This window comes from Pseudomonas sp. PDM21, assembly GCF_014852505.2.
In the GTDB taxonomy this organism is placed as follows: domain Bacteria; phylum Pseudomonadota; class Gammaproteobacteria; order Pseudomonadales; family Pseudomonadaceae; genus Pseudomonas.
Window position 1 is genome coordinate 2,569,375 of sequence record NZ_CM181223.1, and the last position, 23,625, is coordinate 2,592,999.

Below are 23,625 nucleotides of genomic sequence, written 5' to 3' on the forward strand. Positions count from 1 at the left end.
TTTGCTTGTCGTTATAGTGAGTGGAGTTACCGCTTCCCTGGTCCGACCCGGCGTTGCGCCGGTGGTTCGAAGAAGTTTCCCTCGAGGTTGAGTATGGACAGGATTCGCATAGGGCTGATCATCAATCCGCTGGCCGGTATCGGCGGCCCGACCGCGCTCAAGGGCAGCGATGGCGTGGCCGCGCTGGCCCTGGCGCGCGGCGCCGAACCACGGGCGGCGGAGCGTACGCGGGTTGCCCTGGAGCACCTGCTGCCGGTGCGCGAGCGCCTGGAATTCCTCACCTTCCCCGGCCCGATGGGCGCCGACCTGCTGGCGGACATGGGCTTTGCCTATCGCCTGGCGGGTGCCCTGGAAGAGCAGCAGAGCAGCGCGGCGGATACCCGTCACGCCGTGCAGGCGCTGCAGGAAGCCGGCGTAGCGCTGATTCTCTTTGCCGGTGGCGACGGCACCGCGCGGGATGTGGCCGAGGTGGCCCGCGAAGGCCAGCCGGTGCTGGGCATTCCTGCCGGAGTGAAGATCCACTCCGGGGTCTACACCATCAGCCCGCGCGCCGCCGGGGAACTGGCGCGGCGGCTGGTGGACGGTGGGCTGGTGCGCCTGACCCAGGGTGAAGTGCGCGATCTCGACGAGGCCGCGCTGCGCGAAGGTCGCGTCGCCGCGCGCTGGTACGCCGAACTGACGGTGCCCGAGGAAGGCCACTTCATGCAGCACGTGAAGCAGGCCGGCATGGAAACCGAGGAGCTGGTGCTTGCCGATCTTGCCGCCTGGCTGGAGGACAGCTGGGAGGACGATGTGCGTTACGTCTTCGGCCCTGGCTCGACATTGCACGGGCTGGCCGCCGACCTGCACCTGGAGACCACGCTGCTGGGCGTGGATGTGATCGAGAACGGCGAAGTGATCGCCCGCGATGTCACTGAGGCGCAGCTGTTCGAACTGGTGGACGGGCACCCGGCCTTCCTGCTGGTGACCGCCATCGGTGGGCAGGGGCACATCCTCGGCCGTGGCAACCAGCAGATCAGCCCGCGCGTGCTGCGCGCCATCGGAATCGAGCGACTGCGGGTGATTGCCACCAAGCGCAAGCTCGGCACACTCGAGGGCCGGCCGCTGCTGGTGGACAGTGGTGACGCCGGGCTGGACGCGAGCTTCCCGGCGGCGGTGCGGGTGTGGGCCGGCTACAAGGAAGAACTGCTCTATCCGCTGGGCTGGGGCAGCGAAGAACTGCCCCGTTAGTGAAAGTCCGACGCTCGGGTTCGCCCTCACCCTAACCCTCTCCCAGGGGGAGAGGGGACCGTTCGGTGCAGGGAGAGACCTTGGTTTCAGCTGGCACGGACGGCTCCCTCTCCCTCCGGGAGAGGGTTGGGGTGAGGGGAAATGCAGGCACGGACATCCCCAGGGGAAGACAGTTGCTCCCACGCACGGTGGTGCAGGTAACCGAGCCTGATCTAGACTGCTTCGCTCCGCGAAACCGGAAGAAGGGGCTGGGCATGAATTCGGGCGGTTGTCTGTGCGGCGCGGTGCGCTACGAGATCAGCGGCGAGCTGGCGCCAATCCAGGTCTGCCATTGCAGCCAGTGCCGCAAGGCGCAGGGCGGGCCGTTCGCCACCAATGTCCCGGTGGCGAGTGCGGCGTTTCGTCTGCTCAGCGGCGAGTCGGAGCTGGCCGAATACCGCGCCACGCCGGAGAAGAAGCGCGTGTTCTGCCGCACCTGCGGCTCGCCGATCTACAGCGCCCGCGATGCGCTGCCGGATACCCTGCGGGTGCGTGCGGGAACCCTGGACGAGCCCGTGCGGACAAAGCTCGAAGCACATTACTACGTCGATTCCCGCGCCAGTTGGTGGCCGCTGGAGGACAATCTGCCCCACCATGGGGGCGCCAAACCGGGATGAAGGAGCTGGCATCTCCAGCAGCAGTCAGGGAGCAACAGGGTCAGTGTCAATGGAACGAAAATTTCGCGTGCTGGTGCTGGGCGGTTACGGCAACTTCGGCAGCCTGATCGTGCGTCGCCTCAGCGGCATTGAGGGCATCCGCGTGCTGGTGGGCGGGCGCGACCAGCGTCGCGCCAATGAACTGGCCGCGCAGGTGGGCGGCGAGGCGGTGTGCCTGGACATGAACCAGCCGACACTGGCCGGCCGCCTCAATGAACTGAAGGTCGACCTGGTGATTTCCACCGCCGGGCCGTTCCAGGGGCAGGACTACCGCGTCGCCCGCGCCGCCATCGGCGCCCGTGCGCATTACATCGACCTGGCCGACGCCCGGCAGTTCGTCTGCGGCATCCACGAACTCGACCGCGCCGCGCGCAGCGCCGGGGTGCTGGTGTGCAGCGGCGCAAGCTCGGTGCCTGCGCTGGCTGCCTCGGTGATCGACGAGCTGCTGCCACGCTTCCAGCGCCTGGACAGCATCCACCACGGCATCAGCTCCTCGGCGAAGATTCCCGGCCAGGCCACGGTCTCCGCAGTGCTGGGCTACTGCGGCAAGCCTTTGCGCCAGTGGCGCCAGGGGCGCTGGCAGGACGTGCACGGCTGGCAGGGACTCAATCGCCACCGCTTTCCCGCACCCCTGGGACAGCGCTGGCTGGCCCACTGTGATGTGCCGGACCTCGACCTGTTCCCGCAGCGCTACCCCGGCGTGCAGGACGTGCGTTTCTCCGCCGGCCTCGGCCTGAAGCTCACCCAGTTCGGCACCTGGGGCCTGTCGTGGCTGGTGCGCGCCGGGCTGGTGAAGGACGCCGCGCGCCTGGGCGCCGGCCTGCATCGTCTGGCTGTGGCGATGGAGCCATTGGGCGACGGGCGCAGCGGCATGTTCGTCCACCTGCAGGGCGTCGATGGCGACGGCAAACCCCTGGCGCTTTGCTGGGAAATTCTCGCGCAGCAGGACCACGGCCCGAACATCCCCTGCATGGCGGCGGTAGCGCTGGCACGCAAGCTGGCCGCCGGGCAATTGCGCCAGCGCGGCGCGACGCCCTGTATCGGCCTGCTCACCACGGATGAGTACGTGGCCGAACTCGAAGGGCTGAACATCTCCCACGGCCTGCGCGAGCTGCCGGCGCACTGATGGCAGGCTGTTTCTCAGGCAACACTCGATCAGCAGTGCTGTTGCCTGAGTGACACGAAACACCCGGCAGAACCGGCTGAAGTGCCCGAAAATCATACATTTCCTTGTTGTTACGGCCCTTTCGGGGGTTGGTACGGCCCTTGCTCAAGGCTTCTGTACCTAGCGCAACAGTCAACAGGGAAAACCCATGACCAGCCCCATAAGAGTGGTCGCCGTCTCCGGCGGCACCTATCGCCCCTCGCGCACCCTGGTGCTCACCCAGGCCGTGCTCGACGCACTCGGCGAGCAGCTTCCGGTAGAAGCCCGAATCATCGAACTGGCCGACATCGCCCGCCCGCTGGGTGCCGCGTTGTCGCGCCAGGAGCTTTCCGCAGAGCTGGAGGCCACCCTGCGCGAGATCGAGACCGCCGACCTGCTGGTGGTGGCCTCGCCGGTCTACCGCGGCTCCTATCCCGGCCTGCTCAAGCACCTGTTCGACCTGGTGGACATGAACGCCCTGATCGACACCCCGGTGCTGCTCGCCGCCACCGGTGGCAGCGAGCGCCACGCGCTGGTCCTCGACCACCAGCTGCGCCCGCTGTTCAGCTTCTTCCAGTCGATCACGCTGCCGATTGGCGTGTACGCCAGCGAAGCGGATTTCGCCAACTACCAGATCACCAGTGACACCCTGCGCGCCCGCATCCAGCTGGCCGCCGAGCGCGCCGCGCCGCTGTTCGCCCGTCCGCAACTGCGCAAGACCGCCTGAGGAGCCTTCGATGAATGTGTTCTGGTTCCTGCCCACCCACGGCGACGGCCACTTCCTCGGCACCAGCGAAGGCGCGCGCCCGGTGTCGTTGCCGTACCTCAAGCAGATCGCCCAGGCCGCCGATTCCCTGGGCTACTACGGCGTACTGATTCCCACCGGGCGCTCCTGCGAGGATTCCTGGGTGGTGGCCTCAGCCCTGGCGCCGCTCACCGAGCGCCTGCGCTACCTGGTGGCGATCCGTCCGGGGATCATCTCGCCGACCGTGTCCGCGCGGATGGCCGCGACCCTGGATCGCCTCTCCGGCGGGCGCCTGCTGATCAACGTGGTCACCGGCGGCGACCCGGATGAAAACCGTGGCGACGGCATTCACCTCAGCCACGCCGAGCGCTACGAAGTCACCGACGAATTCCTGCGCATCTGGCGCCGTGTGCTGCAGGGCGAATCGGTGGACTTCGCCGGCAAGCACCTGCAGGTAGAGAACGCCAAGGCGCTCTATCCGCCGATCCAGAAGCCTTACCCGCCGCTGTACTTCGGCGGATCCTCGGCCGAGGCCCACGACCTGGCCGCCGAGCAGGTGGACGTCTACCTGACCTGGGGCGAGCCACCGCAAGCGGTCGCGCAGAAGATCGCTGACGTGCGCGAGAAGGCCGCGAAGCAGGGGCGCAGCGTGAAGTTCGGCATTCGCCTGCACGTGATCGTCCGCGAGACCGCCGAGGAAGCCTGGCAGGCCGCCGACAGGCTGATCGCCAACATCTCCGACGAGACCATCACCAATGCGCAGAAATCCTTCGCCCGCTTCGACTCCGAAGGCCAGCGGCGCATGGCTGCGCTGCACGGCGGGCGGCGCGACCAGTTGGAGATCTACCCCAACCTCTGGGCCGGCGTCGGCCTGGTTCGTGGCGGCGCCGGCACCGCGCTGGTGGGTGACCCGCAGCAGGTCGCCGAGCGCATCAGGGAGTACGCGGACCTGGGGATCGACAGCTTCATCTTCTCCGGCTACCCGCACCTGGAAGAGGCCTATCGCTTCGCCGAGCTGGTCTTCCCGTTGCTGCCCGAGCCCTATGCAAGCCTTGCCGGACGCGGCGTGACCAACCTCACCGGGCCCTTCGGCGAAATGATCGCCAACGATGTGCTGCCCGGACGCAAGGCCGGCTGAGCCGGCTCTCCGCCCCCGACTTGCCGGGCACAGGTCCGGCTTGCCCTGAACAGACTCAAGAGGAAGAGAGCGTGAATGCCAAGACGCATCTCGACGCACTGACACCCGGGCAGATTGCCCAGCGCCTGGCCGCCGGTTTCGCCGAAACCGCCGCCGAGCGCGACATCCGCGGCGGCACGCCGAAGGCCGAACGCGACGCGCTGCGCCAGAGCGGCCTGCTGTCGCTGATCATCCCTGCCGAATACGGCGGCCTGGGCGCCGACTGGAGCACCACGCTGGACATCGTCCGCCAGTTCGCCGTGGCCGACAGCTCCATCGCCCACGTGTTCGGTTTCCAGCACCTGATGCTGGCCACCGTGCGCCTGTTTTCCCGCCCCGAGCAGTGGCAGCCGTGGTTCGAGCTGACCGCGCGCAATCAATGGTTCTGGGGCAACGCACTGAACCCGCTGGACACCCGCACCGTGTCGCGCAGCTTCGCCGGCTGGCGCGAATTTTCCGGGCGCAAGAGCTTCTGCTCCGGCGCGCTGGATTCGCAGATGCTCATCGCCTCGGCGCTGGACGGCGAGGGCGGCAAGCTGCTGATCGCCGCCATCCCCACCGCGCGCAGCGGCATCAGCCTGGCCCACGACTGGGACAACATGGGCCAGCGCCAGACCGACAGCGGCAGCGCTACCTTCGAGCGCGTGCGGGTGGAGGAGAGCGAGCTGCTGCTCGATCCGGGCCCGCTGAGCACACCCTTCGCCTGCCTGCGTCCGTTGATCGCCCAGCTGATCTTCAGCCACATCTTCCTCGGCATCGCCGAAGGCGCGTTCGAGGAAGCGCGGCAGTACACGCTCAAGGAAGCCCGCCCGTGGTTCCGCGCCAGCGTCCCCACGGTGGGTGAGGACCCTTACGTGCTCGCGCACTACGGCGAGTTCTGGGTCGGCCTGGAAAGCACCCGCCTGCTGGTGCGCCGTGCCGCACAACTGCTCGACGAAGCCTGGAACAAGGGCGCCGCGCTGGACGCCGAGGAGCGTGGCCGGCTGGCCGTGGCCATCGCTACCGCCAAGGTGGCGGCGACCCGCAACGGCCTGGAAATCTGCAACCGCCTGTTCGAAGTCACCGGCGCGCGCTCCACCCACGCCGCGCTGCGCATCGACCGCTACTGGCGCAACCTGCGCACCCAGACCCTGCACGACCCAGTGGACTACAAGGTCCGCGAGCTGGGCGACTGGGCGCTGAATCAGCAACTGCCGCAACCGACTTTCTACTCATGAACGCGACCACACCCGAGGGTCTGCTGACCCTGCCCAAATCCCCCGCGCTGGCCACCTCCATCCGCGCCACGGCACAGGTCTTCGAGGACCCGAAGTCCCAGGCGCTGCTCGACCACTTGCAGCAGGTTGCGCCCAGCGAGGCCAGCGTGCTGATCATCGGCGAGACCGGCACCGGCAAGGAGCTGGTGGCGCGGCACATCCACAACCTCAGTGCGCGGCGCGGCGGTCCGTTCGTGGCGGTGAACTGCGGGGCCTTCTCCGAATCCCTGGTGGAGGCCGAGCTGTTCGGCCACGAGAAGGGTGCCTTCACCGGCGCGCTGGCGGCCAAGGCCGGCTGGTTCGAGGAGGCTAACGGCGGCACGCTGTTCCTCGACGAGATCGGCGACCTGCCGATGCCGATCCAGGTCAAGCTGCTGCGCGTGCTACAGGAGCGCGAGGTGGTACGCCTGGGCTCGCGCAAGAGCATCCCGATCAACGTGCGAGTGCTGGCGGCCACCAACGTGCAGTTGGAGAAAGCGATCAACGCCGGGCACTTCCGCGAGGACCTCTACTACCGGCTCAACGTGGTCAGCCTGGAGCTGTCGCCGCTGCGCGAGCGGCCCGGCGACATTCTCCCGCTGACCCGCCACTTCATCGCCGAATACAGCCGCCGCTTGGGCTACGGGCAGAGCCAGCTGAGCGCCGAGGCCGCGCAGAAGCTGCGCAGCTACTCGTGGCCGGGCAATATCCGCGAGCTGGAAAACGTCATCCACCACACGCTGCTGATCTGCCGCGACGGCGTGGTCCGCGCGGAGGACCTGCACCTCTCCAACCTGCGTATCGAACGCAGCGAGGAGCCACGGCTGGAGTCCCTCGGCGCCGAGCAGATTCTCCAGCAGGCGTTCCAACGGCTGTTCGAGGAGCAGGGCGGCAACCTGCACGCGCGGGTGGAAGACGCGCTGCTGCGCGCGGCCTATCGTTTCTGCCACTGCAATCAGGTACACACCGCCAACCTGCTCGGCCTGAGCCGCAACGTCACGCGCACTCGGCTGATCGAGATCGGCGAGCTGGTAGTGAACAAGCGCCGAGGCGCGGCGGTGATCGACCCGCAGCGGGGCGTGCGGCTGTCGATCTAGCCCGCTCTGATCGGGCCCGTCTATTTGGAGGTATTCGCCGCGGGCCACTGATCCACGGCAACGAAACGGGCCAGTGGCCAGCCTAGACTCCGGGACCGCCCATCCCTCGCGAAAGGAGTCTCCCATGCACGTGGACATCGCCATCGTCGGCGCCGGCCCCGCCGGGCTTTGCCTGGCCCGCTCGCTGTCGGGCAACGGCCTGTCGATCCTGCTGATCGACCGCCAGCCACTGTCTGCTGTGTCCGAGCCCGCCGAGGACGGCCGGGAGATCGCCCTGACCCACGCTTCCCGCGCCGAGCTGCAGCGGCTGGGCATGTGGTCGCGGATCGACCCGGAGGAAGTCTCGCCACTGCGCGATGCCCAGGTGCTCAATGGCCCCTCGCTGTTCACCCTGCGCATCGAGGCCGAGCACGCCGGCGCCCAGCAGCTGGGCTACTTCGTGTCCAACCAGATGATCCGCCGCGCCGCCTTCGACGCGGTGCACGAATGCGCGGACGTCTCGCTGGTCTGTGGTCGTGCTCTGCGCACGCTGCAGGTGCAGCAGGATGGTGTGTCGCTGACCCTGGACGATGACAGCCGCGTCCACGCGCGCCTGCTGGTGGCGGCCGACAGCCGCTTCTCCGAGACCCGCCGCATGCTCGGCATCGGCGCGCACATGGAAGACTTCGGCAAGACCATGATGGTCTGCCGCATGGCCCACGAAAAACCGCATCACAACGTCGCCTGGGAATGGTTCGGCTACGGCCAGACCCTGGCGTTGCTGCCGATCAACGGCGACCGTTCTTCGGTGGTCCTGACTCTGCCGCAGCGCGAGATGACGCCGCTGCTGGAACTGGACGAGAAGGCCTTTGCCCACGAGATGGAGCGCCGCTTCGACCGCCGCCTGGGCGGCATGCAGCTGCTCGGCCCGCGCCACAGCTACCCGCTGGTGGGCGTGTACTCGGACCGCTTCGTCGGCCCGCGCAGCGCGCTGATCGGCGATGCTGCCGTCGGCATGCACCCGGTCACCGCCCACGGCTTCAACTTCGGCCTGCAGAGCCAGCGCCGGCTGGCCAATGAAATCCTCGCGACCCATCGCCGTGGCGGCGATATCGGCGGCACCTGGCCGCTGCGCCGTTACGCCATGGCTCATCGCCTGGCGACCTGGCCGCTGTACCAGGCCACCCGGCTGATCGTCGGCATGTACACCGATCCGCGCCCGCCGGTGCGCCTGCTGCGCAACGCCGGCCTGCGCCTGGCGCAGAGCCTGCCGCCGCTGCGCACTGCGATAGCCAGACATCTGACTCAGGGGGCCTGAACGTAGGTGCTTGCCTGTAGGGCGGATAACGCCGTAGGCGTTATCCGCCCTACAGGGCTGACGTAAAAGCGTTCGCGAGCAAGCTCGCTCCTACAATCGCCGAGCCGCTCGGTGCGCTTTTCGTAGGACCGAGGGGGACGCCTAGTTCTTGCTCGCGAACGACTGGGCACCTGACGTCTCAGGCCGCCTCGGTCTGCCGTGCCTTCTTACGTTCCAGTTCGCGCACCAGTGGCAGCACCTTCTCGCCGAAGTAGCGCACTTCTTCCTGGAAGTGCAGGAAGCCCGTCAACACCAGGTCCACACCCACCGCCTTGAGCGCGACGATGCGTTCGGCGATCTGCTGTGGCGTGCCGATCAGGTTGGTCTTGAAGCCATCGTTGTACTGCACCAGGTCCTCGAAGCTGGATTTCGCCCAGTTGCCTTCGCCCTCCGGCGAGGCAGCGCCGGCTTGCTTGGCAGCGTGGCCGAAGGCGTTCACCGCTTCAGGGTCGGCCTTGTCGATGATCTCGGCGAGCACTGCGCGGGCTTCCTCCTCGGTATCGCGGGCGATGACGAAGGCGTTCACCCCGATCTTCACCGCGTGTCCGTTGGCCGCGGCCTTTTCGCGGATGTCGTCCACCTGTGCCTTGATCCCTTCCACGCTGTTGCCGTTGGTGAAGTACCAGTCGGAGACTCGTGAAGCCATGTCGCGCGCGGCCCGTGAGCTGCCGCCCTGGAAGATTTCCGGGTGCGGGCGCTGCAGTGGCCGGGGCTTCAGGTTGTAGTCGTGGAAGCGGTAGAAGTCGCCGTGGAAGCTGAAGTTGACCTGGGTCCAGATGCCCTTCAGGGCGCGGATAAATTCCTCCGAGCGGCGGTAGCGCTCGTCATGCTCCAGCCAGGGTTCGCCGATGGCCTGGAACTCTCCCTTGAACCAGCCGCTGACGATGTTCACTGCGATGCGTCCAGCGGTGAGCTGGTCGATGGTCGCCAGTTGCTTGGCCGCCAGCGCGGGCGTCCACGGGCCGGGGAGGATGGCGGCGATCACCTTGAGCTTTTCCGTAGCGCCCAGCAGGGCGTGGCTGAAGGCTACCGACTCGTGCTGGTACTCGGCGCCGTAGCCGGCGGTGAAGCGGATCTGCGTCAGCGCGTAGTCGAACCCGGCCTCCTCGGCGATGCGCGCGAGCTGGCGGTTGTAGTCGATGTCCCAGTGGGTGCGCTGCTCGATCTTGCTGACCACCAGGCCTCCACTGACGTTCGGGACCCAGTAGGCGAAGCGGATCGGTTGTTGGCTCATGGCTCGGGCTCCTCGGGGCTGCACAGCGGCGAAGGTGCCGCAGGCTGTGCAGAGCGAAAGCCGTGCCACGCGGGAAATTCCCGGCGGATCAGCAGCTTGGCGTTTGGCCAGGACAGCGGCGGGTGTTCCGCACGGCGCACAGCTGCTGGGCAAGTGTTGGTCAGGCAACAGCGACGGGTGCGACAACCGGCCCCTGAGCAGGCGCCGGCAAGGCTGTCAGAATTCGAAGTTCACCTGCTCACAGAAGCGGGGACCTCCTGCGTGCGAATCCATAACAGAACAAATCCAGGGGGCAGCATGGCCATTACTTCCAGCGATATCTGCAACGCCGCCGACGGGCTGTCTGGCTTCGTCGGCTTCAATCTCAAGACCGGCAAGTACATCGTGCGTTTCAGCGAGGATTCTTTCGGCATGGACGTGGCCGAGGACAGCATCCGCCCCGCCTGCGAGTTCGTCTGGGCACCGAAGAACGGCGTGGTGATGACCCTGAGCCGCGAGTGCCTGCAGATTCTCGCCGAGCAGAACATCCACGACCGCCTGAACCTCAACGAGGCGCTGCTGACCTACCTGCGTCGCACCGACCTGCCGGAGATCGCCGCCGAGCGTTGCCTGAAGTGATCACCACGCCCGCGCGCCGGGCGTTCGCAGGGGCGGGGAAGCGCCGTGCAGCGCGAAGCCGGGGAGGGGTTCGCGGGCCCGCTCCTGCAGAAACCGGGATATCGGGACCAGCCAGAGCGGACGGCGTCCGCTCTGGCGTCTTGCCGGACGCTACTGGGCCAGCTCCTTGCGCAGGTCCGCCACCTGGCCGGCGGTGACCGGCGCCGCTGCGTTGCCCCAGGTATTGCGCACGTAGGTCAGCACGTTGGCGACCTTCTCGTCGTCGAGGTTCCAGGCGAACGAAGGCATGGCTGGCGAGGTGGGCGCAGCCTCGGTGCCACCGGCCCGGCTGCCGGCCAGTACCACGCGGATCAGCGAGGTCGGGTCGTCGTTGTTGACCAGCGGTGCGGCGGCGAGGGTCGGGAACAGGTTCTTCACCCCGGTACCGTTGCTCACGTGGCAGGCGGAGCAGCGGTCGGCGTAGATCGCCTTTCCCGCGACCATCGCCGCGTCGCTGGCCGCCACCGGTGTCGGTGCCGGTTTATCGGCCGCGCCATCCTTGAGGTATACCGCCACGGCCAGCAGGTCTTCATCGTCCCAGTGCTGGGTCGAGTTCTCCACCGCTTCGGCCATGGGGCCGGAGGCGATGTCGAAGCGGTTGGCGCCGGTCTTCAGGTATTGCACGAGGTCCTCGGTGCTCCACTGGCCGATGCCGCTGTGCGGGTTGGCGGTGATGTCCGGGGCGGCCCAGCCCTGCAGGTTGGCGCCGGCGAGGAAGCGCTCGTTGTCGTCGCCGCCGATCAGGTTCTTCGGCGTGTGGCAGGTACCGCAGTGGCCCAGGCCTTCCACCAGGTAAGCGCCACGGTTCCACTGCGGCGATTTGTCCGGCGAGGGCACGAATTCGCCCTGGGTGAAGTTCAGCCAGTTCCAGCCGATCAGGCTGGTGCGCACGCTGAAGGGGAAGGGCAACTGGTTGCTTTCCACCGGGTTGCGTACCGGCTCCAGGGTCTGCAGGTAGGCCCAGAGCGCCAGGTTGTCCTCCCGCCGCACCTTGGTGTACGCAGTGAAGGGCATCGCGCCGTACAGCCGCTTGCCGTTGCGCCCATGGCCGGTGGACATCACCGCCTGGAAGTCGTCAAAGCTCCAGCGACCGAGGCCGGTTTCCGTATCGGGCGTGATATTGGCGCCCACCAGCTTGCCGAACGGCGTCTCGATCGCCACGCCACCGGCGAAGGGGGCCTGGCCGGGCACCGTGTGGCAGGCGGTGCAGTCGCCCAGCACGGCGAGGTAGCGGCCTTTTTCCACCAGGTTGTAGGAGTCAGCAGCCGTTCCGGCGAAGGCCGGCTGCAGGTTGAGCCCGAGCAGGGCGAGGGTGCCGAGGGAGAGAAGAGTCTTCATGCGCTGATCATCTCCCCGGGGCGTTTCAGGTACAGCCGGCGGATCGCATCGGCGGTCTTGAAGGCCAGGGCGCCGACGGTGCCGGTGGGGTTGTAGCCGGGGTTCTGCGGGAAGGCCGAAGAGCCGACCACGAACAGGTTGGGCACGCCCCACACCTGCAGGTGCTTGTTCACCGAGCTGTTCTTCGGGTCGGCGCCCATGATGAAGCCGCCGACGATGTGCGAGGACTGGTAGGAGGTGTTGGACCAGGGGCCCTTGCGCGGCGCCGGGACGATCTGCTGCGGGTTCATGCTGCGGGCGATCTCGGCCACCTTGTCGGTGCAGTACTGCGCCATGCGCAGGTCGTTCTCGGGGAAGTCGAAGGTGATGCGCAGCAGCGGCCGGCCGTGGGGGTCGTTGTAGTTCGGGTCCAGCGACAGGTAGTTGCCGCGGGTGGTGTAGCTGCTGGCTTCGCAGCCGATGGACATGTTGCTCAGGTAGCTTTCCACCGTGGCCTTCTTCCACTGCGCGCCCCAGGTCGGGGTGCCCGGCGGTGTCGGGCGCGAGTCGATGGGGGCGGCACCGATGGGCGTCACGCGGGTGCTGCCACCGCCGACGAAGCCGAGCCCGGAGTGATCGAAGTTGTCGTTGTTGAACTCGTCGATGCCCATGCCGATGGCGCCGCCACCGATAAAGGGATTGAAGTTCCTGTCCTTGAAGAACAGCTTCACGCTGTTGGCCGTCTGGTAGGCGAAGTTGCGCCCGGTGGTGCCAGTGTTGGCGATCGGGTTGTACGGCTCACCGATGCCGGAGAGCAGCATCAGGCGCACATTCTCGAAGATGAACGCGGCGACCACCACGATATCCGCCGGCTGCTCCCATTCCTCGCCGCTGGAGTCGACGTAGACGATACCGGTGGCGCGCTGGCCGGTGCTGTCCAGGCTGACCTTGAGCACTTCGGAATTGGTCCGTGCGGTGAAATTGGGTTTGCGGATCAGCGCCGGCATCACGTTGACGATGGCGCTGGCCTTGGAGTAGTTGGCGCAGCCGTAGTTGGTGCAGAAGCCGCAGAAGGTGCACGGCCCCATGGTCACGCCGAGCTGGTTGGTGTAGCCCTGGGAGGCCAGCGCCGAGGGCACCGGGAAGGGCTTGTAGCCCAGGTTGCGCGCGGCCTCGGCGAACAGGGTCGGGGCGTAGGTCTGCGCGGTGGGCGGGTTGGGGTATTCGCGCGAGCGCGCACCCTCGAAGGGGTTGCCGCCCTCGACGATGCTGCCCTTGAGGTTGCCGGCCTTGCCGGAAACCCCGGCCAGCCGCTCGAAGGCGTCGTAGTGCGGTTCCATTTCCTCCCAGGTGGTGCCCCAGTCCTGCAGGGTCAGCTCTTCGGGCACTTCCTTGCCGTAGCGCTCCTTCAGATGACTGGCCAGGCGGAATTCCTCGGGCTGGAAGCGGAAGGTGATGCCGGCCCAGTGGTTGCCGGCGCCGCCGGTGCCGTTGCCGGGGTGGAACGAGCCCCAGGAGCGCATCGGCAGGGCGGTTTCCGTTTCCTTGTTGCGCATGGTGCAGGTGTTCTGCCGGGTGCGCAGCATCAGTTCCTGGCGACGGTTGTAGCGCAGTTCGTCAGCCGCCGAAGCGAGGTTGAAGTCGGCGGCGGTGTCGCGCCACGGCCCGCGTTCGAAGCCGATCACATTCAGCCCGGCGTCAGCCAGCTCGTGGGCGATGATGGAACCGGCCCAGCCGAGTCCGACGACCACCACATCGGTGGAAGGTAGTTTCTTGGCCATGCGGTGGTTATCCCTTTTTCGTCCAGGCGGAGCTGCCGATGATGGAGAGCGGCACGAGGTCGAGCTTCTGGTTGTGCAGGGCGATGTAGTCGCGGTAGTCGTAGCGTGCGCCAGGGAAGCCGAGCATCTTCCACGACACCATGTCGCGGTTGCCGCCATAGATCGGGTCGGCGAAGAAACCTTCCATGGTGTTGTCCAGCACCTGCTGGAAGAACTGTCTGGCGTCGATGCCTTCGAGGGTGATGGCGCCTTTTTCCAGGTCAGTCAGGACCTGGTCGCGCTGCTCGCCGGTTAGCGCGCTGAAGTTTTTCTGGAACTTGCCCTGGCAGTACTTGCCCAGCGCGGCGAGGCCGATACGGTAGCGCTCGCGCGGCACCAGCGGCGACTGATCGGCCTGGGCCGGTGTGCCCGGCGTGAAAGGGCCTTGCATGTACAGGCGACCGAAGTCGCCGTAGTCGCTGACCAACTGGCGGTCGATGAACACCGCGCAGCCGGCGTCCTTGCCGCTGACGCTCAGCTCGTCGGCGGGAATCAGCTGTTCAACTATCGCTTCCACCTCGGTGGCTTCCTCGGCGGTGAAGAACTGCCAGCCGGGGCTGTCGTAGTGCAGCGGGCCGTTGTGGTCGAAGGGCAGCCATTTCGGGGTGCCGATCACGGTGGCGGCCTGGGCGCTGGCGGCAGCGCCGACGGCCAGCGAGGCGGCGGACGACTTCAACAGCTGGCGCCGGGTGAAGCCCTTGGGGTGTTCGGTCATTTCGGCTCCTGAGGCAATACCCGTCCGCTCGTTGTCGAGGGGGAGTGGAAGGGTCTTGCCAGGTCAATTCACGGTGGTGCGCTCTGTGCCAGGGCAGTCGAGCGGAGCGGGGGTGCGAAGTCGGCCCGCAAGGGGCACTGTGCCGATCGGCTGGCCGGAAATGGTCCCTGGCCTGTGCCGGATTGGCGCTTCGTCTTTTCCACGCGCGTTTTTAGACTAGAGGCCGTAACAAAATGTTGCAGGTTTTTTCGCGGTAAAGGCTTGTTGCGGATTTTGAGAAAATCCGCGGGCTAGACACGCCGCGGACTAACAGGGGGTGAAGGAGCGGACTTTGTGCGTGATGGCCCGGCGCGATGCGGACTGATCGCGGACGCAGTCCGCTCCTACGGCAGGGTCATGCTGCCGTGGGGCTCAGAGGAACATCCCGCCCGAAGCCTCCACGCGCTGGCCGTTGATCCAGCGGCCGCCGTCGGAGAGCAGGGTGGCGATCACCGCGCCGATGTCGTCCGGCAGGCCGACGCGGCCCAGGGCGGTGTTGCTGGCGATCTGCTGGTTCAGCTCGGCGTTGTCGCGCACCTGGCCACCGCCGAAATCGGTCTCGATGGCGCCGGGAGCGAGGATGTTCACGGCGATGCCGCGTGCGCCCAGCTCCTTCGCCTGGTACTTGGTCAGGGTTTCCATGGCGCCTTTCATGGTTGCGTAAGCGGCGTAGCCGGGCAGCGAGAAACGCGTCAGGCCGCTGGAGACGTTGAGGATGCGGCCGCCATCGGCGATCAGTGGCAGCAGCTTCTGGGTCAGGAAGAACGGGCCCTTGAGCTGGATGTTCATCAACTGGTCGAACATCTCTTCGCTGGTCTCGGCGAAGCTGGCGTAGAGGCCGATGCCGGCGTTGTTCACCAGGAAGTCGAAGTCCTGCCGGCCGAAGGTGTCGCCCAGGGTGGCGCGGATCTGCTGCGCGAAGGCAGCGAAGCGGGTGCTGTCCGCGACATCCAGTTGCAGCATCACCGCGCGACCGCCGTGCTGCTCGATCTCGGCGGCGACGGCGTGGGCTTCGTCAGCCTGGCTGCGGTAGGTGCCGATGATGTCGACGCCGGCAGCGGCGAGGTGCAGGGCGGCGTTGCGGCCAAGGCCACGGCTGGCGCCGGTGATGAGAGCGATCTTGCGGGTCATGGCGAAGCTCCTGTGCTGGTTTGGAGAGCAGGTGGGATTGAGGGAAAGCTTATTGTTCGATTGACTCGTGATAAACCGACATGAATCGGAAATACTGGTCGGCACTTACGAACAATAAACAGTGAACTCCACAGAGAGCGCCCATGATCCGTCCCGACCTGCTACGCACCTTCGTCCGCGTCACCGAGCTGGCCAGCTTCACCCAGGCCGGCGAACAGCTCGGCCTGCCGCGCTCCACGGTGTCCGAGCACATTCAGGCGCTGGAGGAACTGCTCGGTACGCGTCTGCTGCAACGCACCACCCGACGCGTTACCGCAACCCAGGACGGTCTGGTGCTGTATGAGCGCAGCAAGGACATGCTGGCCCAGCTGGACGAGTTGCAGGGCCTGTTCCGACAGGACGACAAAGCCCTCGGCGGCCGCCTGCGGGTGGACATGCCGACGGTGATGGCGCGCAAGCTGGTGATGCCGCGCCTGGGCGAATTCCTCGCGCGGCACCCGGCGCTGGAACTGGAGGTGAGCTGCACCGACCGCCGCGTCGATCTGGTGCGCGAGGGTTTCGACTGCGTGGTGCGGGTCGGTTCGGTGAGCGATCCATCGGTGGTGGCGCGCAGCTTGGGGCGGTTTCCGCAGGTGACCTGCGCGAGCCCGTCCTATCTCGCCGAACACGGCGTGCCGCAGACACTGGACGACCTCGCCGGGCACCAGCTGATCCACTACGTGACGGTGCTGGGTGCGCGGCCGCCGGGCTTCGAGTACCTGCACCACGGCGAGGTGCGCTTCGTGCAGATGGGCGGGGCGCTGTCGGTGAACAACGCCGAGGCCTACGAAAGCGCGGCCATGGGTGGGCTGGGGATCATCCAGGTGCCGATCCATGGCGTGCTGGACGACCTGGAAGCAGGGCGGCTGGTAGCGGTGCTGGAGCACATCCCGTTGCCACCCATGGAAATCTCCCTGCTCTACGCCCATCGCCGCCTGCCGCAGCGGGTGCGGATGTTCATGCAATGGCTGACGCAGTTGCTGGGTGAGCCCGGTGTGCTGGGCACGCCCGTGACTGTGAAGACCTAGCTGGCCCAGTCGGAATTCAGGATCACTTCGCAGAAGTTGCCGCGCACGAAGCCCGCATCCTTCATCGCCAGCACGTCGGCCTTGACGTTGCCGAAGGTGGTTTCCGGCTTGGCTTTGATGCCGTCGTAAAAGGCCTGCAGGATGTCCTGCTTGAACTGCCCGCCGCGTGGATGGGCGGCGACCACGGCGTCACGCTGGGCGTCGGGGAACTGCGGGTAGGCGATGCCCAGTACGTCCATTTCCACCCCGGCGGTGACCAGCGCGATCTCCGGCTTCATGTGCTGCGGAATGCCGGGTGTGGTGTGCAGGGCGATGGCGGTCCACACCGTATCGATATCGCTCTCGGCGATGCCGTGGCTGCGCAGGAACTGGGCGGCGCAGTCGGCGCCGTCCACTTCGAAGCGTTCGCACTGGCTGCAGTAACGCGGCATCAGGCCCATGTCGTGGAACATCGCGCCGGCGTAGAGCAACTCGGCGTCGAACTTCAGCTCCTTGCGTGCGCCGGTCAGTGCGCCCCAGTAGTAGACGCGCGAGGAATGGTGGAAGAGCAGCGGGGTGGTGTTGTCGCGGACCATCTCGGTGATGGCCTTGGCAAGAGTGCTGTCGGGGACTTTGACGCCGTTCAGGTCGAGGCTCATGGCGGGCTCCTGGGCAGGGTTTCCAAGGCGCGAAGCGGGTTGCGTCGCGCTCCATGCCATTGGAAATCCGCGCCCCCCGAGGGACAACGAGGGCGAGGGAGCGAATCCGGACAGCTGTGCATCCTTTGCTGCCAGCAGCCTGTAAACCTCTGAAATCGAGCTCCCCTGTAGGAGCGGGCGCCGATGCAGGGCGAAGATCGTAGGGCGGATAACGCGCCAGCGTTATCCGCCGTCAGGCAATCGGCGGATAACCCGTTCCGGGTTATGCGCCCTACGGTCCTACCGTTCGAAAGCCTCGGCGTGGGGCGTCTGCCCTAGACAAACTGCGCCGCCGCGTAACCCGACGCCCAGGCCCACTGGAAGTTGAAGCCGCCCAGGTGGCCGGTGACGTCCAGCACTTCGCCGACGAAGTACAGGCCGGGGGATTTCAGCGACTCCAGGGTCTTGGACGACACCTCGCGGGTGTCGACGCCGCCCAGGGTCACTTCCGCCGTGCGGTAGCCCTCGGTGCCGGCCGGCACCAGTTGCCAATCGCCCAGGCGTTCGGCGATCGCCTTCAGCTCGGCTGGCGTGTACTGCTTCATCGGCTTGGAGACGAACCACTGCTCGGCCAGCAGGCCGGCCATCTTCTTGGTGAACAGCTCGCCCAGCAGCGTCTTCAGCTCGCTGTTGGGGCGCTCGTGCTGTTGCTCGACGAGCCAGACGGGCAGGTCGATGCGCGGCAGCAGGTCGATGCTGATGGTGTCGCCCGGCTGCCAGTAGGAGGAAATCTGCAGGATCGCCGGGCCACTGAGGCCGCGGTGGGTGAACAGGATGTTCTCGACGAAGCTCTGGCCGTTGCAGCTGACCCGGCAGTCCTCCACCGAGGTGCCGGACAGCTCGGTGCACAGGGCCTTGAGCTGCGGATCGGTAATGGTGAAGGGCACCAGGCCGGCGCGGGTCGGCAGCACGCTGTGGCCGAACTGGCGGGCGATCTGGTAGCCGAAGCCGGTGGCGCCCAAGGTCGGGATCGACAGGCCGCCGGTGGCAATCACCAGGGATTCGCAGCGCACCAGGCCGAGGCTGGTCTGCAGTTGGTAGCCGCCTTCGTCGAGACGGGCGATCTCGCTCACCGAGGTGTCCAGGCGCAGGTCGACGCCCACCTGCTCGCACTCGTCCAGCAGCAGGCCGAGGATGTCGCTGGACTTGTTATCGCAGAACAGCTGGCCAAGCTTCTTCTCGTGGTAGGGCACGCCATGCTTGGCCACCAGGGCGATGAAGTCCCACTGGGTGAAGCGCGCCAGCGCGGACTTGCAGAAGTGCGGGTTCTGCGAGAGGAAGTTGGCCGGCTCGCAGTACAGGTTGGTGAAGTTGCAGCGCCCGCCACCGGACATGAGGATTTTCTTGCCGGCCTTGTTGGCATGATCGATCAGCAGTACCTGACGACCGCGCGCGGCGGCGCTCATGGCGCACATCAGTCCCGCGGCGCCGGCGCCGATGATGATGACCTGGGAAGTGAGCACGGTGGATTCCTCGTGGACGAGCGCCTGGGCGACGCAAAAGCCGCGCATCTTACCCCAAGGGCGCCGTGCGAGCTGCGTGTAGCCGACCACGTGTCGATTGTGCAAGCAGGCTTCCCGACCGGTGCCGGGCACGTCGGGATATCCCCGCGGCGCTTTTGTCCGGATAATGCGCGGCAGTTCGCTTTCTACTTTTTCGTGGTAATGCCCGCATGGAAATCAAGGTCAATTTTCTCGACAACCTCCGACTCGAAGCCAAGTTCGACGACTTCACGGTGATTGCCGACCAGCCCATCCGCTACAAGGGCGACGGTTCGGCACCGGGGCCGTTCGATTACTTCCTGGCTTCCTCGGCGCTTTGCGCGGCTTACTTCGTCAAGCTCTACTGCCAGACCCGCGACATTCCCACGGACAATATCCGCCTGTCGCAGAACAACATCGTCGACCCGGAAAACCGCTACAAGCAGATCTTCAAGATCCAGGTGGAGCTGCCGGCGGACATCTCCGAGAAGGACCGCCAGGGCATCCTGCGCTCCATCGACCGCTGCACGGTGAAGAAGGTGGTGCAGACCGGCCCGGACTTCGTCATCGAGCAAGTCGAGAACCTCGACGCCGACGCCCAGGCGCTGCTGATGCCGAGCACCGCCGCCGGTGCCAGCACCTATATCCAGGGCAAGGACCTGCCGCTGGAACAGACCATCGCCAACATGTCGGAAATTCTTGCCGGCCTGGGCATGAAGATCGAGATCGCATCCTGGCGCAACATCGTGCCCAACGTCTGGTCGCTGCACATCCGCGACGCGCAGTCGCCGATGTGCTTCACCAACGGCAAGGGCGCCACCAAGGAAAGCGCGCTGGCCTCGGCGCTGGGCGAGTTCATCGAGCGGCTGAACTGCAACTTCTTCTACAACGACCAGTACTGGGGCGAGGAGATTGCCAACGCGCCGTTCGTGCATTACCCCGACGAGCGCTGGTTCAAGCCGGGCGCGAAAGACGAGCTGCCGGAAGAAATCCTCGACGAGCACTGCCTGGAGGTCTACAACCCGGACGGTGAGCTGCGTGGCTCGCACCTCTACGACACCAACTCGGGCAACACCGAACGCGGCATCTGTTCGCTGCCGTTCGTGCGCCAGTCCGACGGCGAGACGGTGTACTTCCCGTCCAACCTGATCGAGAACCTCTACCTGTCCAACGGCATGAGCGCCGGCAACACGCTGGCCGAAGCCCAGGTGCAGTGCCTGTCGGAAATCTTCGAGCGCGCGGTGAAGCGCGAAATCCTCGAGGGCGAACTGGCGCTGCCGGACGTGCCGCAGGACGTGCTGGCCAAGTACCCGGGTATCGTCGCCGGCATCAAGGGCCTGGAGGAGCAGGGCTTCCCGGTGCTGGTCAAGGATGCCTCCCTGGGCGGCGAGTTCCCGGTGATGTGCGTGACCCTGATGAACCCGCGCACCGGCGGCGTGTTCGCCTCCTTCGGCGCGCACCCCAGCTTCGAGGTAGCACTGGAGCGCAGCCTCACCGAGCTGCTCCAGGGCCGCAGCTTCGAAGGCCTCAACGACCTGCCGCGGCCGACCTTCGAAAGCCAGGCGCTGACCGAGCCGAACAACTTCGTCGAGCACTTCATCGACTCCAGCGGCGTGGTGTCGTGGCGCTTCTTCAGCGCCAAGGCCGATTACGAGTTCGTCGAGTGGGACTTCTCCGGCCACGGTGACGATTCCAACGTGCAGGAAGCGCAGACCCTGTTCGGCATCCTCGAGGAGCAGGGCAAGGAGGTCTACATGGCCGTGTACGAGCACCTGGGCGCCTCCGCCTGCCGCATCCTGGTGCCGGGCTACTCGGAAATCTACCCGGTGGAAGACCTCATCTGGGACAACACCAACAAGGCGCTGGCGTTCCGCGCGGACATCCTCAACCTGCACAGCCTCAACATCGTCCGCCTCAAGTCGCTGCTCAAGCGCCTGGAAGCCTGCGAGGTGGACGAGTACACCGACATCACCACGCTGATCGGCATCGAGTTCGACGACAACACGGTCTGGGGCCAACTGACCATCCTCGAGCTCAAGTTGCTGATCAATCTCGTGGCGAAGCGCTTCGAGACGGCCAAGGAGCTGGTGGAAATGTACCTCCAGTACAACGACAACACCGTCGAGCGCGGGCTGTTCTATCAGGCGCTCAGCGCCGCCCTGGAAGTGCACCTGGACGAGGAGTTGGAGATGGCCGACTTCGAGGCCAACTTCCGCCGCATGTTCGGCAACGAGCGCATGGACGCGGTGCTCGGCTCGCTGGACGGCAGCGTGCGCTTCTACGGCCTGACGCCGACCAGCACCAGGCTGGAAGGGCTCGACAAGCACCTGCGCCTGATCGACAGCTACAAGAAGCTGCACCAGGCACGGGCCAGGGCGGTGGCGGGCCGCTGATCCGACAAAGTCGATTTCGCGTAGTCAGCGAGTCCGTAGGGCGAATAACGCGCAGCGTTATCCGCCGCGGAGCAAACGGCGGATAACCCGTTCCGGGTTATGCGCCCTACGGAACTGCACGGACAGGGCACCTTCGGGTGCCCTTTTTCATGTCTGGCCATTGGGTTGGCAGTCCTGCATGCCGCTCGACCGGTCGTCCGGTGAAGCGCGAAAGTCCGCCTAGACTTGTCGATTCCGTCGTCGCCCAGGCGACCAAGCTGCATGCCGGTCAAGCCGACCGCGCGAGAATCAGGAGATTCACCATGTCCAGCCTGCAACGCGTCACCCCCTGCCTGTGGTTCGACGGCAAGGCCGAGGAAGCGGCCGAGTTCTATGTCGCCATCTTCCCCAACTCGCGGATCGTCCAGACCGCCTACTACCCCGAAGCCGAGAAGGACCGTCACGGCGGCGAGCCCGGCTCGGTGCTGACGGTGGAGTTCGTCCTCGACGGGCAGACCTTCATCGCCCTGAATGGCGGGCCGACATTCCAGTTCACCGAGGCGCTGTCGCTGCAGGTGATGTGCGACAGCCAGAAGGAGATCGACCACTTCTGGGACAAGCTCGGCGCCGGCGGCCCGGAGGAAGCGCAGGTCTGCGGTTGGCTGAAGGATCGCTATGGGGTGTCCTGGCAGATCTGCCCGCGCCACGTCGGCGACATGGTGGCCGACCCGAACCCGGCGAAGGCCAGCCGAACGCTGCAGGCGGTGATGGGCATGAAGAAGCTGGACATGGCCGCTATCGAGCGCGCTCACGCCGGCAACTGATTCCCACCGGCAGAGGAGGGGGCGCGGCATGTTCAGCCATATCACCGTCGGCACCAACGATCTGCCGCGTGCCATCGAGTTCTACGGCAGGGTGCTCGGCGCGCTGGGTATCGTCCTCAAGGCGCATCGCCACGCGCCTGAGCGGGCGATCTTCGCCCACCCGGACAGCGACGTGGTGTTCTGCGTCTACCAGCCCATCGATGGTCTGCCGGCCACGGTCGGCAACGGCAGCCTGGTGGCCTTCGAGGCGCGCACGCGGCACCAGGTCGACAGCTTCCATGCCCGCGCCGTGCAACTGGGCGGCGTCGACGAAGGGTCGCCCGGCCTGCGCCTGAACTATTCGCCGACCTACTACGGTGCCTACGTGCGCGACCTGGATGGCAATAAGGTGTGTTGCGTTTGCCATCTGCAGGAGTGAGCCGGCGCGAGAGAAATTTCGAACCTGCCAGCGCGGCGGCTCGTCCAACTCCCTGAGCGTCGCAGTCACCGGGTACGCACCGATTGCCCGACTGCGGCACCGCCAAGCGGCGAGGGTGCGCTCGCCGGACAGGGAGAATCTGCGATGGTCACTCATTACAAGGTCAAGGGGCACCTGGCCTGCGGGCATGCGGGCAAGCACCTGGAATCCACCACCGAGCTGAACCGGGTGAAATGCCGGAGCTGCCGCAACACCGAGGTCTACAAGGAAGCCCGCCGTGATGCGCGCAACGCCGCGCGCCGCGCCCAGCGCAAGGCTCGCGCCGCCGCCGTGCACAACGACTGGCGCAGCTTCTGGGAGAAACGCCTGGCCGCCATGCCGGGCAGCCAGCGCCTGCCTCGCGGCTTTCACGAGCAGCCTTGCGTGGGAACCGCCCTGGCCGCTGCTGCCTGAGCCGGGTCTGAGGGAGGTCGGGGCTGTTGACGCTCAAGGGTCGGATGCATGTCCGAGCAATCCGCTCGGGAAAGTCGTGCTAGCATCTGCCCCGGCCCCGAATCCTCCTGCGGCGCTGGCAACCCGCCAGCGCCGCCATCCCTCACAGAAGGACCCAAGCAATGGCTCAAGTTACCCTCAAGGGCAACCCGGTTTCCGTCGACGGCAAGCTGCCGCAGAAAGGCGAACAGGCTCCGGCCCTGTCGCTGGTCGCCGGCAACCTGTCCGACGTCACCCTGGAAACCTACGCCGGCAAGCGCAAGGTGCTGAACATCTTCCCCAGCGTCGACACCCCGACCTGCGCCACCTCCGTGCGCAAGTTCAACGCTGAAGCCAGCAAGCTGGCCAACACTGTCGTACTGTGCGTTTCCGCCGACCTGCCGTTCGCCCAGGCGCGCTTCTGCGGCGCCGAAGGCCTGGAGAACGTGGTGAACCTGTCCACCCTGCGTGGCCGCGAGTTCCTTGCCAACTACGGCGTAGCCATCGCCGACGGCCCGCTGGCCGGCCTGGCTGCGCGCGCTGTGGTGGTGCTGGACGAGCAGAACAAGGTGCTGCACAGCGAGCTGGTAGGCGAGATTGCCGACGAGCCGAACTACGCCGCCGCCATCGCCGCCCTGGCCTGATGGAAGGATCGGGCCGGTCCATCAGGACTGGCCCCAATGGCGCGGAACCTCCCGCGCCATTTCCGGGTCGCAATGCCCCGGTAATTCGTAACTCCCGGT

Annotated in this window: 22 protein-coding genes; 15 read left to right on the forward strand and 7 right to left on the reverse strand. The window is 66.5% G+C overall.

Features of this window, described 5'->3' with window-relative positions; all coding sequences use genetic code 11:
• Window positions 1–93: 93 nt before the first annotated feature.
• From IB275_RS12155 to ubiM, 8 genes are all read left to right on the forward strand, one after another.
• The gene (locus tag IB275_RS12155) at window positions 94–1,230 is read left to right on the forward strand and encodes an ATP-NAD kinase family protein (RefSeq protein WP_192295179.1); all 1,137 of its coding nucleotides are present in this window, start codon (window positions 94–96) and stop codon (window positions 1,228–1,230) included.
• Between the two features lie 254 nt (window positions 1,231–1,484).
• Entirely contained in the window at window positions 1,485–1,886 is a 402-nt protein-coding gene (locus IB275_RS12160) for a GFA family protein (protein ID WP_192295180.1), read from the forward strand.
• 49 nt (window positions 1,887–1,935) lie between these two features.
• Window positions 1,936–3,051: a saccharopine dehydrogenase family protein gene (locus IB275_RS12165; protein ID WP_192295181.1), complete on the forward strand. Its 1,116-nt coding sequence runs from the start codon at window positions 1,936–1,938 to the stop codon at window positions 3,049–3,051.
• Window positions 3,052–3,238: 187 nt separating this feature from the next.
• On the forward strand, window positions 3,239–3,796 hold the full coding sequence (gene msuE / locus IB275_RS12170; RefSeq protein WP_192295182.1) for an FMN reductase: 558 nt from the start codon (window positions 3,239–3,241) through the stop codon (window positions 3,794–3,796).
• 10 nt (window positions 3,797–3,806) lie between these two features.
• Entirely contained in the window at window positions 3,807–4,952 is a 1,146-nt protein-coding gene (gene ssuD / locus IB275_RS12175) for an FMNH2-dependent alkanesulfonate monooxygenase (RefSeq protein ID WP_151186711.1), read from the forward strand.
• Window positions 4,953–5,023: 71 nt separating this feature from the next.
• Window positions 5,024–6,208: an acyl-CoA dehydrogenase family protein gene (locus IB275_RS12180; protein WP_192295183.1), complete on the forward strand. Its 1,185-nt coding sequence runs from the start codon at window positions 5,024–5,026 to the stop codon at window positions 6,206–6,208.
• Complete coding sequence (locus IB275_RS12185; protein ID WP_045207883.1) at window positions 6,205–7,323, forward strand: sigma-54 interaction domain-containing protein; 1,119 nt, start codon at window positions 6,205–6,207, stop codon at window positions 7,321–7,323. The genes IB275_RS12180 and IB275_RS12185 overlap by 4 nt, the downstream gene beginning before the upstream one ends.
• A gap of 124 nt (window positions 7,324–7,447) precedes the next feature.
• On the forward strand, window positions 7,448–8,620 hold the full coding sequence (gene ubiM, locus IB275_RS12190; protein ID WP_192295184.1) for a 5-demethoxyubiquinol-8 5-hydroxylase UbiM: 1,173 nt from the start codon (window positions 7,448–7,450) through the stop codon (window positions 8,618–8,620).
• Between the two features lie 178 nt (window positions 8,621–8,798).
• Here the strand turns inward: ubiM and sfnG are convergent, their stop codons facing one another.
• The gene (gene sfnG, locus IB275_RS12195; protein ID WP_192295185.1) at window positions 8,799–9,893 is read right to left on the reverse strand and encodes a dimethylsulfone monooxygenase SfnG; all 1,095 of its coding nucleotides are present in this window, start codon (window positions 9,891–9,893) and stop codon (window positions 8,799–8,801) included.
• 297 nt (window positions 9,894–10,190) lie between these two features.
• Here sfnG and IB275_RS12200 point away from each other — a divergent pair, with 297 nt between their 5' ends.
• A complete protein-coding gene (locus tag IB275_RS12200) occupies window positions 10,191–10,511 on the forward strand; it encodes a DUF2025 family protein (protein ID WP_081516762.1) in 321 nt (106 codons plus the stop codon).
• 150 nt (window positions 10,512–10,661) lie between these two features.
• On the opposite strand, the gene IB275_RS12205 is transcribed toward IB275_RS12200, so the two are convergent.
• From IB275_RS12205 to IB275_RS12220, 4 genes are all read right to left on the reverse strand, one after another.
• Window positions 10,662–11,888: a c-type cytochrome gene (locus tag IB275_RS12205; RefSeq protein ID WP_192295186.1), complete on the reverse strand. Its 1,227-nt coding sequence runs from the start codon at window positions 11,886–11,888 to the stop codon at window positions 10,662–10,664.
• Complete coding sequence (locus IB275_RS12210) at window positions 11,885–13,648, reverse strand: GMC family oxidoreductase (RefSeq protein WP_192295187.1); 1,764 nt, start codon at window positions 13,646–13,648, stop codon at window positions 11,885–11,887. Before IB275_RS12210 ends, IB275_RS12205 begins: the two co-directional genes overlap by 4 nt.
• A gap of 7 nt (window positions 13,649–13,655) precedes the next feature.
• Complete coding sequence (locus tag IB275_RS12215; protein ID WP_192295188.1) at window positions 13,656–14,402, reverse strand: gluconate 2-dehydrogenase subunit 3 family protein; 747 nt, start codon at window positions 14,400–14,402, stop codon at window positions 13,656–13,658.
• A 411-nt stretch (window positions 14,403–14,813) separates the two neighbouring features.
• Window positions 14,814–15,572, reverse strand: coding sequence for an SDR family NAD(P)-dependent oxidoreductase (locus IB275_RS12220; RefSeq protein WP_192295189.1), 759 nt, complete (start codon window positions 15,570–15,572; stop codon window positions 14,814–14,816).
• Between the two features lie 143 nt (window positions 15,573–15,715).
• Here IB275_RS12220 and IB275_RS12225 point away from each other — a divergent pair, with 143 nt between their 5' ends.
• Window positions 15,716–16,639, forward strand: coding sequence for a LysR family transcriptional regulator (locus IB275_RS12225; RefSeq protein ID WP_192295190.1), 924 nt, complete (start codon window positions 15,716–15,718; stop codon window positions 16,637–16,639).
• Here IB275_RS12225 and IB275_RS12230 read toward each other — a convergent pair.
• Together IB275_RS12230 and IB275_RS12235 are read right to left on the reverse strand one after the other, a co-directional pair.
• Complete coding sequence (locus IB275_RS12230) at window positions 16,636–17,277, reverse strand: HD domain-containing protein (RefSeq protein ID WP_192295191.1); 642 nt, start codon at window positions 17,275–17,277, stop codon at window positions 16,636–16,638. The genes IB275_RS12225 and IB275_RS12230 overlap by 4 nt on opposite strands.
• Window positions 17,278–17,591: 314 nt before the next feature.
• Window positions 17,592–18,731, reverse strand: a complete 1,140-nt coding sequence (locus tag IB275_RS12235) for an aminoacetone oxidase family FAD-binding enzyme (RefSeq protein ID WP_494514445.1) — start codon at window positions 18,729–18,731, stop codon at window positions 17,592–17,594.
• A 257-nt stretch (window positions 18,732–18,988) separates the two neighbouring features.
• Here IB275_RS12235 and IB275_RS12240 point away from each other — a divergent pair, with 257 nt between their 5' ends.
• The 5 genes from IB275_RS12240 (at window position 18,989) to tpx (ending at window position 23,526) form a co-directional block, all read left to right on the forward strand.
• Window positions 18,989–21,190, forward strand: a complete 2,202-nt coding sequence (locus tag IB275_RS12240; protein ID WP_192295193.1) for an OsmC domain/YcaO domain-containing protein — start codon at window positions 18,989–18,991, stop codon at window positions 21,188–21,190.
• Window positions 21,191–21,492: 302 nt separating this feature from the next.
• Window positions 21,493–21,993 (forward strand): VOC family protein, encoded by a 501-nt coding sequence (locus IB275_RS12245; protein ID WP_192295194.1) that lies wholly within the window; start codon window positions 21,493–21,495, stop codon window positions 21,991–21,993.
• A 28-nt stretch (window positions 21,994–22,021) separates the two neighbouring features.
• On the forward strand, window positions 22,022–22,411 hold the full coding sequence (locus tag IB275_RS12250) for a VOC family protein (RefSeq protein WP_192295195.1): 390 nt from the start codon (window positions 22,022–22,024) through the stop codon (window positions 22,409–22,411).
• A 144-nt stretch (window positions 22,412–22,555) separates the two neighbouring features.
• Entirely contained in the window at window positions 22,556–22,864 is a 309-nt protein-coding gene (locus IB275_RS12255) for a hypothetical protein (protein ID WP_138216553.1), read from the forward strand.
• A 161-nt stretch (window positions 22,865–23,025) separates the two neighbouring features.
• Window positions 23,026–23,526, forward strand: coding sequence for a thiol peroxidase (tpx, locus tag IB275_RS12260; protein WP_081516774.1), 501 nt, complete (start codon window positions 23,026–23,028; stop codon window positions 23,524–23,526).
• Window positions 23,527–23,625: the final 99 nt, after the last annotated feature.

What these genes read in the sequence shown, in the direction of transcription:
- IB275_RS12240 (WP_192295193.1), top strand. Translation starts at nt 18,989, where the DNA reads ATGGAAATCAAGGTCAATTTTCTCGACAACCTCCGACTCGAAGCCAAG.
- ubiM (WP_192295184.1), top strand. Translation starts at nt 7,448, where the DNA reads ATGCACGTGGACATCGCCATCGTCGGCGCCGGCCCCGCCGGGCTTTGC.
- tpx (WP_081516774.1), top strand. Translation starts at nt 23,026, where the DNA reads ATGGCTCAAGTTACCCTCAAGGGCAACCCGGTTTCCGTCGACGGCAAG.
- IB275_RS12155 (WP_192295179.1), top strand. Translation starts at nt 94, where the DNA reads ATGGACAGGATTCGCATAGGGCTGATCATCAATCCGCTGGCCGGTATC.
- IB275_RS12160 (WP_192295180.1), top strand. Translation starts at nt 1,485, where the DNA reads ATGAATTCGGGCGGTTGTCTGTGCGGCGCGGTGCGCTACGAGATCAGC.
- IB275_RS12210 (WP_192295187.1), bottom strand. Translation starts at nt 13,648, where the DNA reads ATGGCCAAGAAACTACCTTCCACCGATGTGGTGGTCGTCGGACTCGGC.
- IB275_RS12215 (WP_192295188.1), bottom strand. Translation starts at nt 14,402, where the DNA reads ATGACCGAACACCCCAAGGGCTTCACCCGGCGCCAGCTGTTGAAGTCG.
- IB275_RS12185 (WP_045207883.1), top strand. Translation starts at nt 6,205, where the DNA reads ATGAACGCGACCACACCCGAGGGTCTGCTGACCCTGCCCAAATCCCCC.
- msuE (WP_192295182.1), top strand. Translation starts at nt 3,239, where the DNA reads ATGACCAGCCCCATAAGAGTGGTCGCCGTCTCCGGCGGCACCTATCGC.
- IB275_RS12255 (WP_138216553.1), top strand. Translation starts at nt 22,556, where the DNA reads ATGGTCACTCATTACAAGGTCAAGGGGCACCTGGCCTGCGGGCATGCG.
- IB275_RS12225 (WP_192295190.1), top strand. Translation starts at nt 15,716, where the DNA reads ATGATCCGTCCCGACCTGCTACGCACCTTCGTCCGCGTCACCGAGCTG.
- IB275_RS12205 (WP_192295186.1), bottom strand. Translation starts at nt 11,888, where the DNA reads ATGAAGACTCTTCTCTCCCTCGGCACCCTCGCCCTGCTCGGGCTCAAC.
- IB275_RS12230 (WP_192295191.1), bottom strand. Translation starts at nt 17,277, where the DNA reads ATGAGCCTCGACCTGAACGGCGTCAAAGTCCCCGACAGCACTCTTGCC.
- IB275_RS12200 (WP_081516762.1), top strand. Translation starts at nt 10,191, where the DNA reads ATGGCCATTACTTCCAGCGATATCTGCAACGCCGCCGACGGGCTGTCT.
- IB275_RS12245 (WP_192295194.1), top strand. Translation starts at nt 21,493, where the DNA reads ATGTCCAGCCTGCAACGCGTCACCCCCTGCCTGTGGTTCGACGGCAAG.
- sfnG (WP_192295185.1), bottom strand. Translation starts at nt 9,893, where the DNA reads ATGAGCCAACAACCGATCCGCTTCGCCTACTGGGTCCCGAACGTCAGT.
- IB275_RS12235 (WP_494514445.1), bottom strand. Translation starts at nt 18,731, where the DNA reads ATGTGCGCCATGAGCGCCGCCGCGCGCGGTCGTCAGGTACTGCTGATC.
- ssuD (WP_151186711.1), top strand. Translation starts at nt 3,807, where the DNA reads ATGAATGTGTTCTGGTTCCTGCCCACCCACGGCGACGGCCACTTCCTC.
- IB275_RS12165 (WP_192295181.1), top strand. Translation starts at nt 1,936, where the DNA reads ATGGAACGAAAATTTCGCGTGCTGGTGCTGGGCGGTTACGGCAACTTC.
- IB275_RS12220 (WP_192295189.1), bottom strand. Translation starts at nt 15,572, where the DNA reads ATGACCCGCAAGATCGCTCTCATCACCGGCGCCAGCCGTGGCCTTGGC.
- IB275_RS12250 (WP_192295195.1), top strand. Translation starts at nt 22,022, where the DNA reads ATGTTCAGCCATATCACCGTCGGCACCAACGATCTGCCGCGTGCCATC.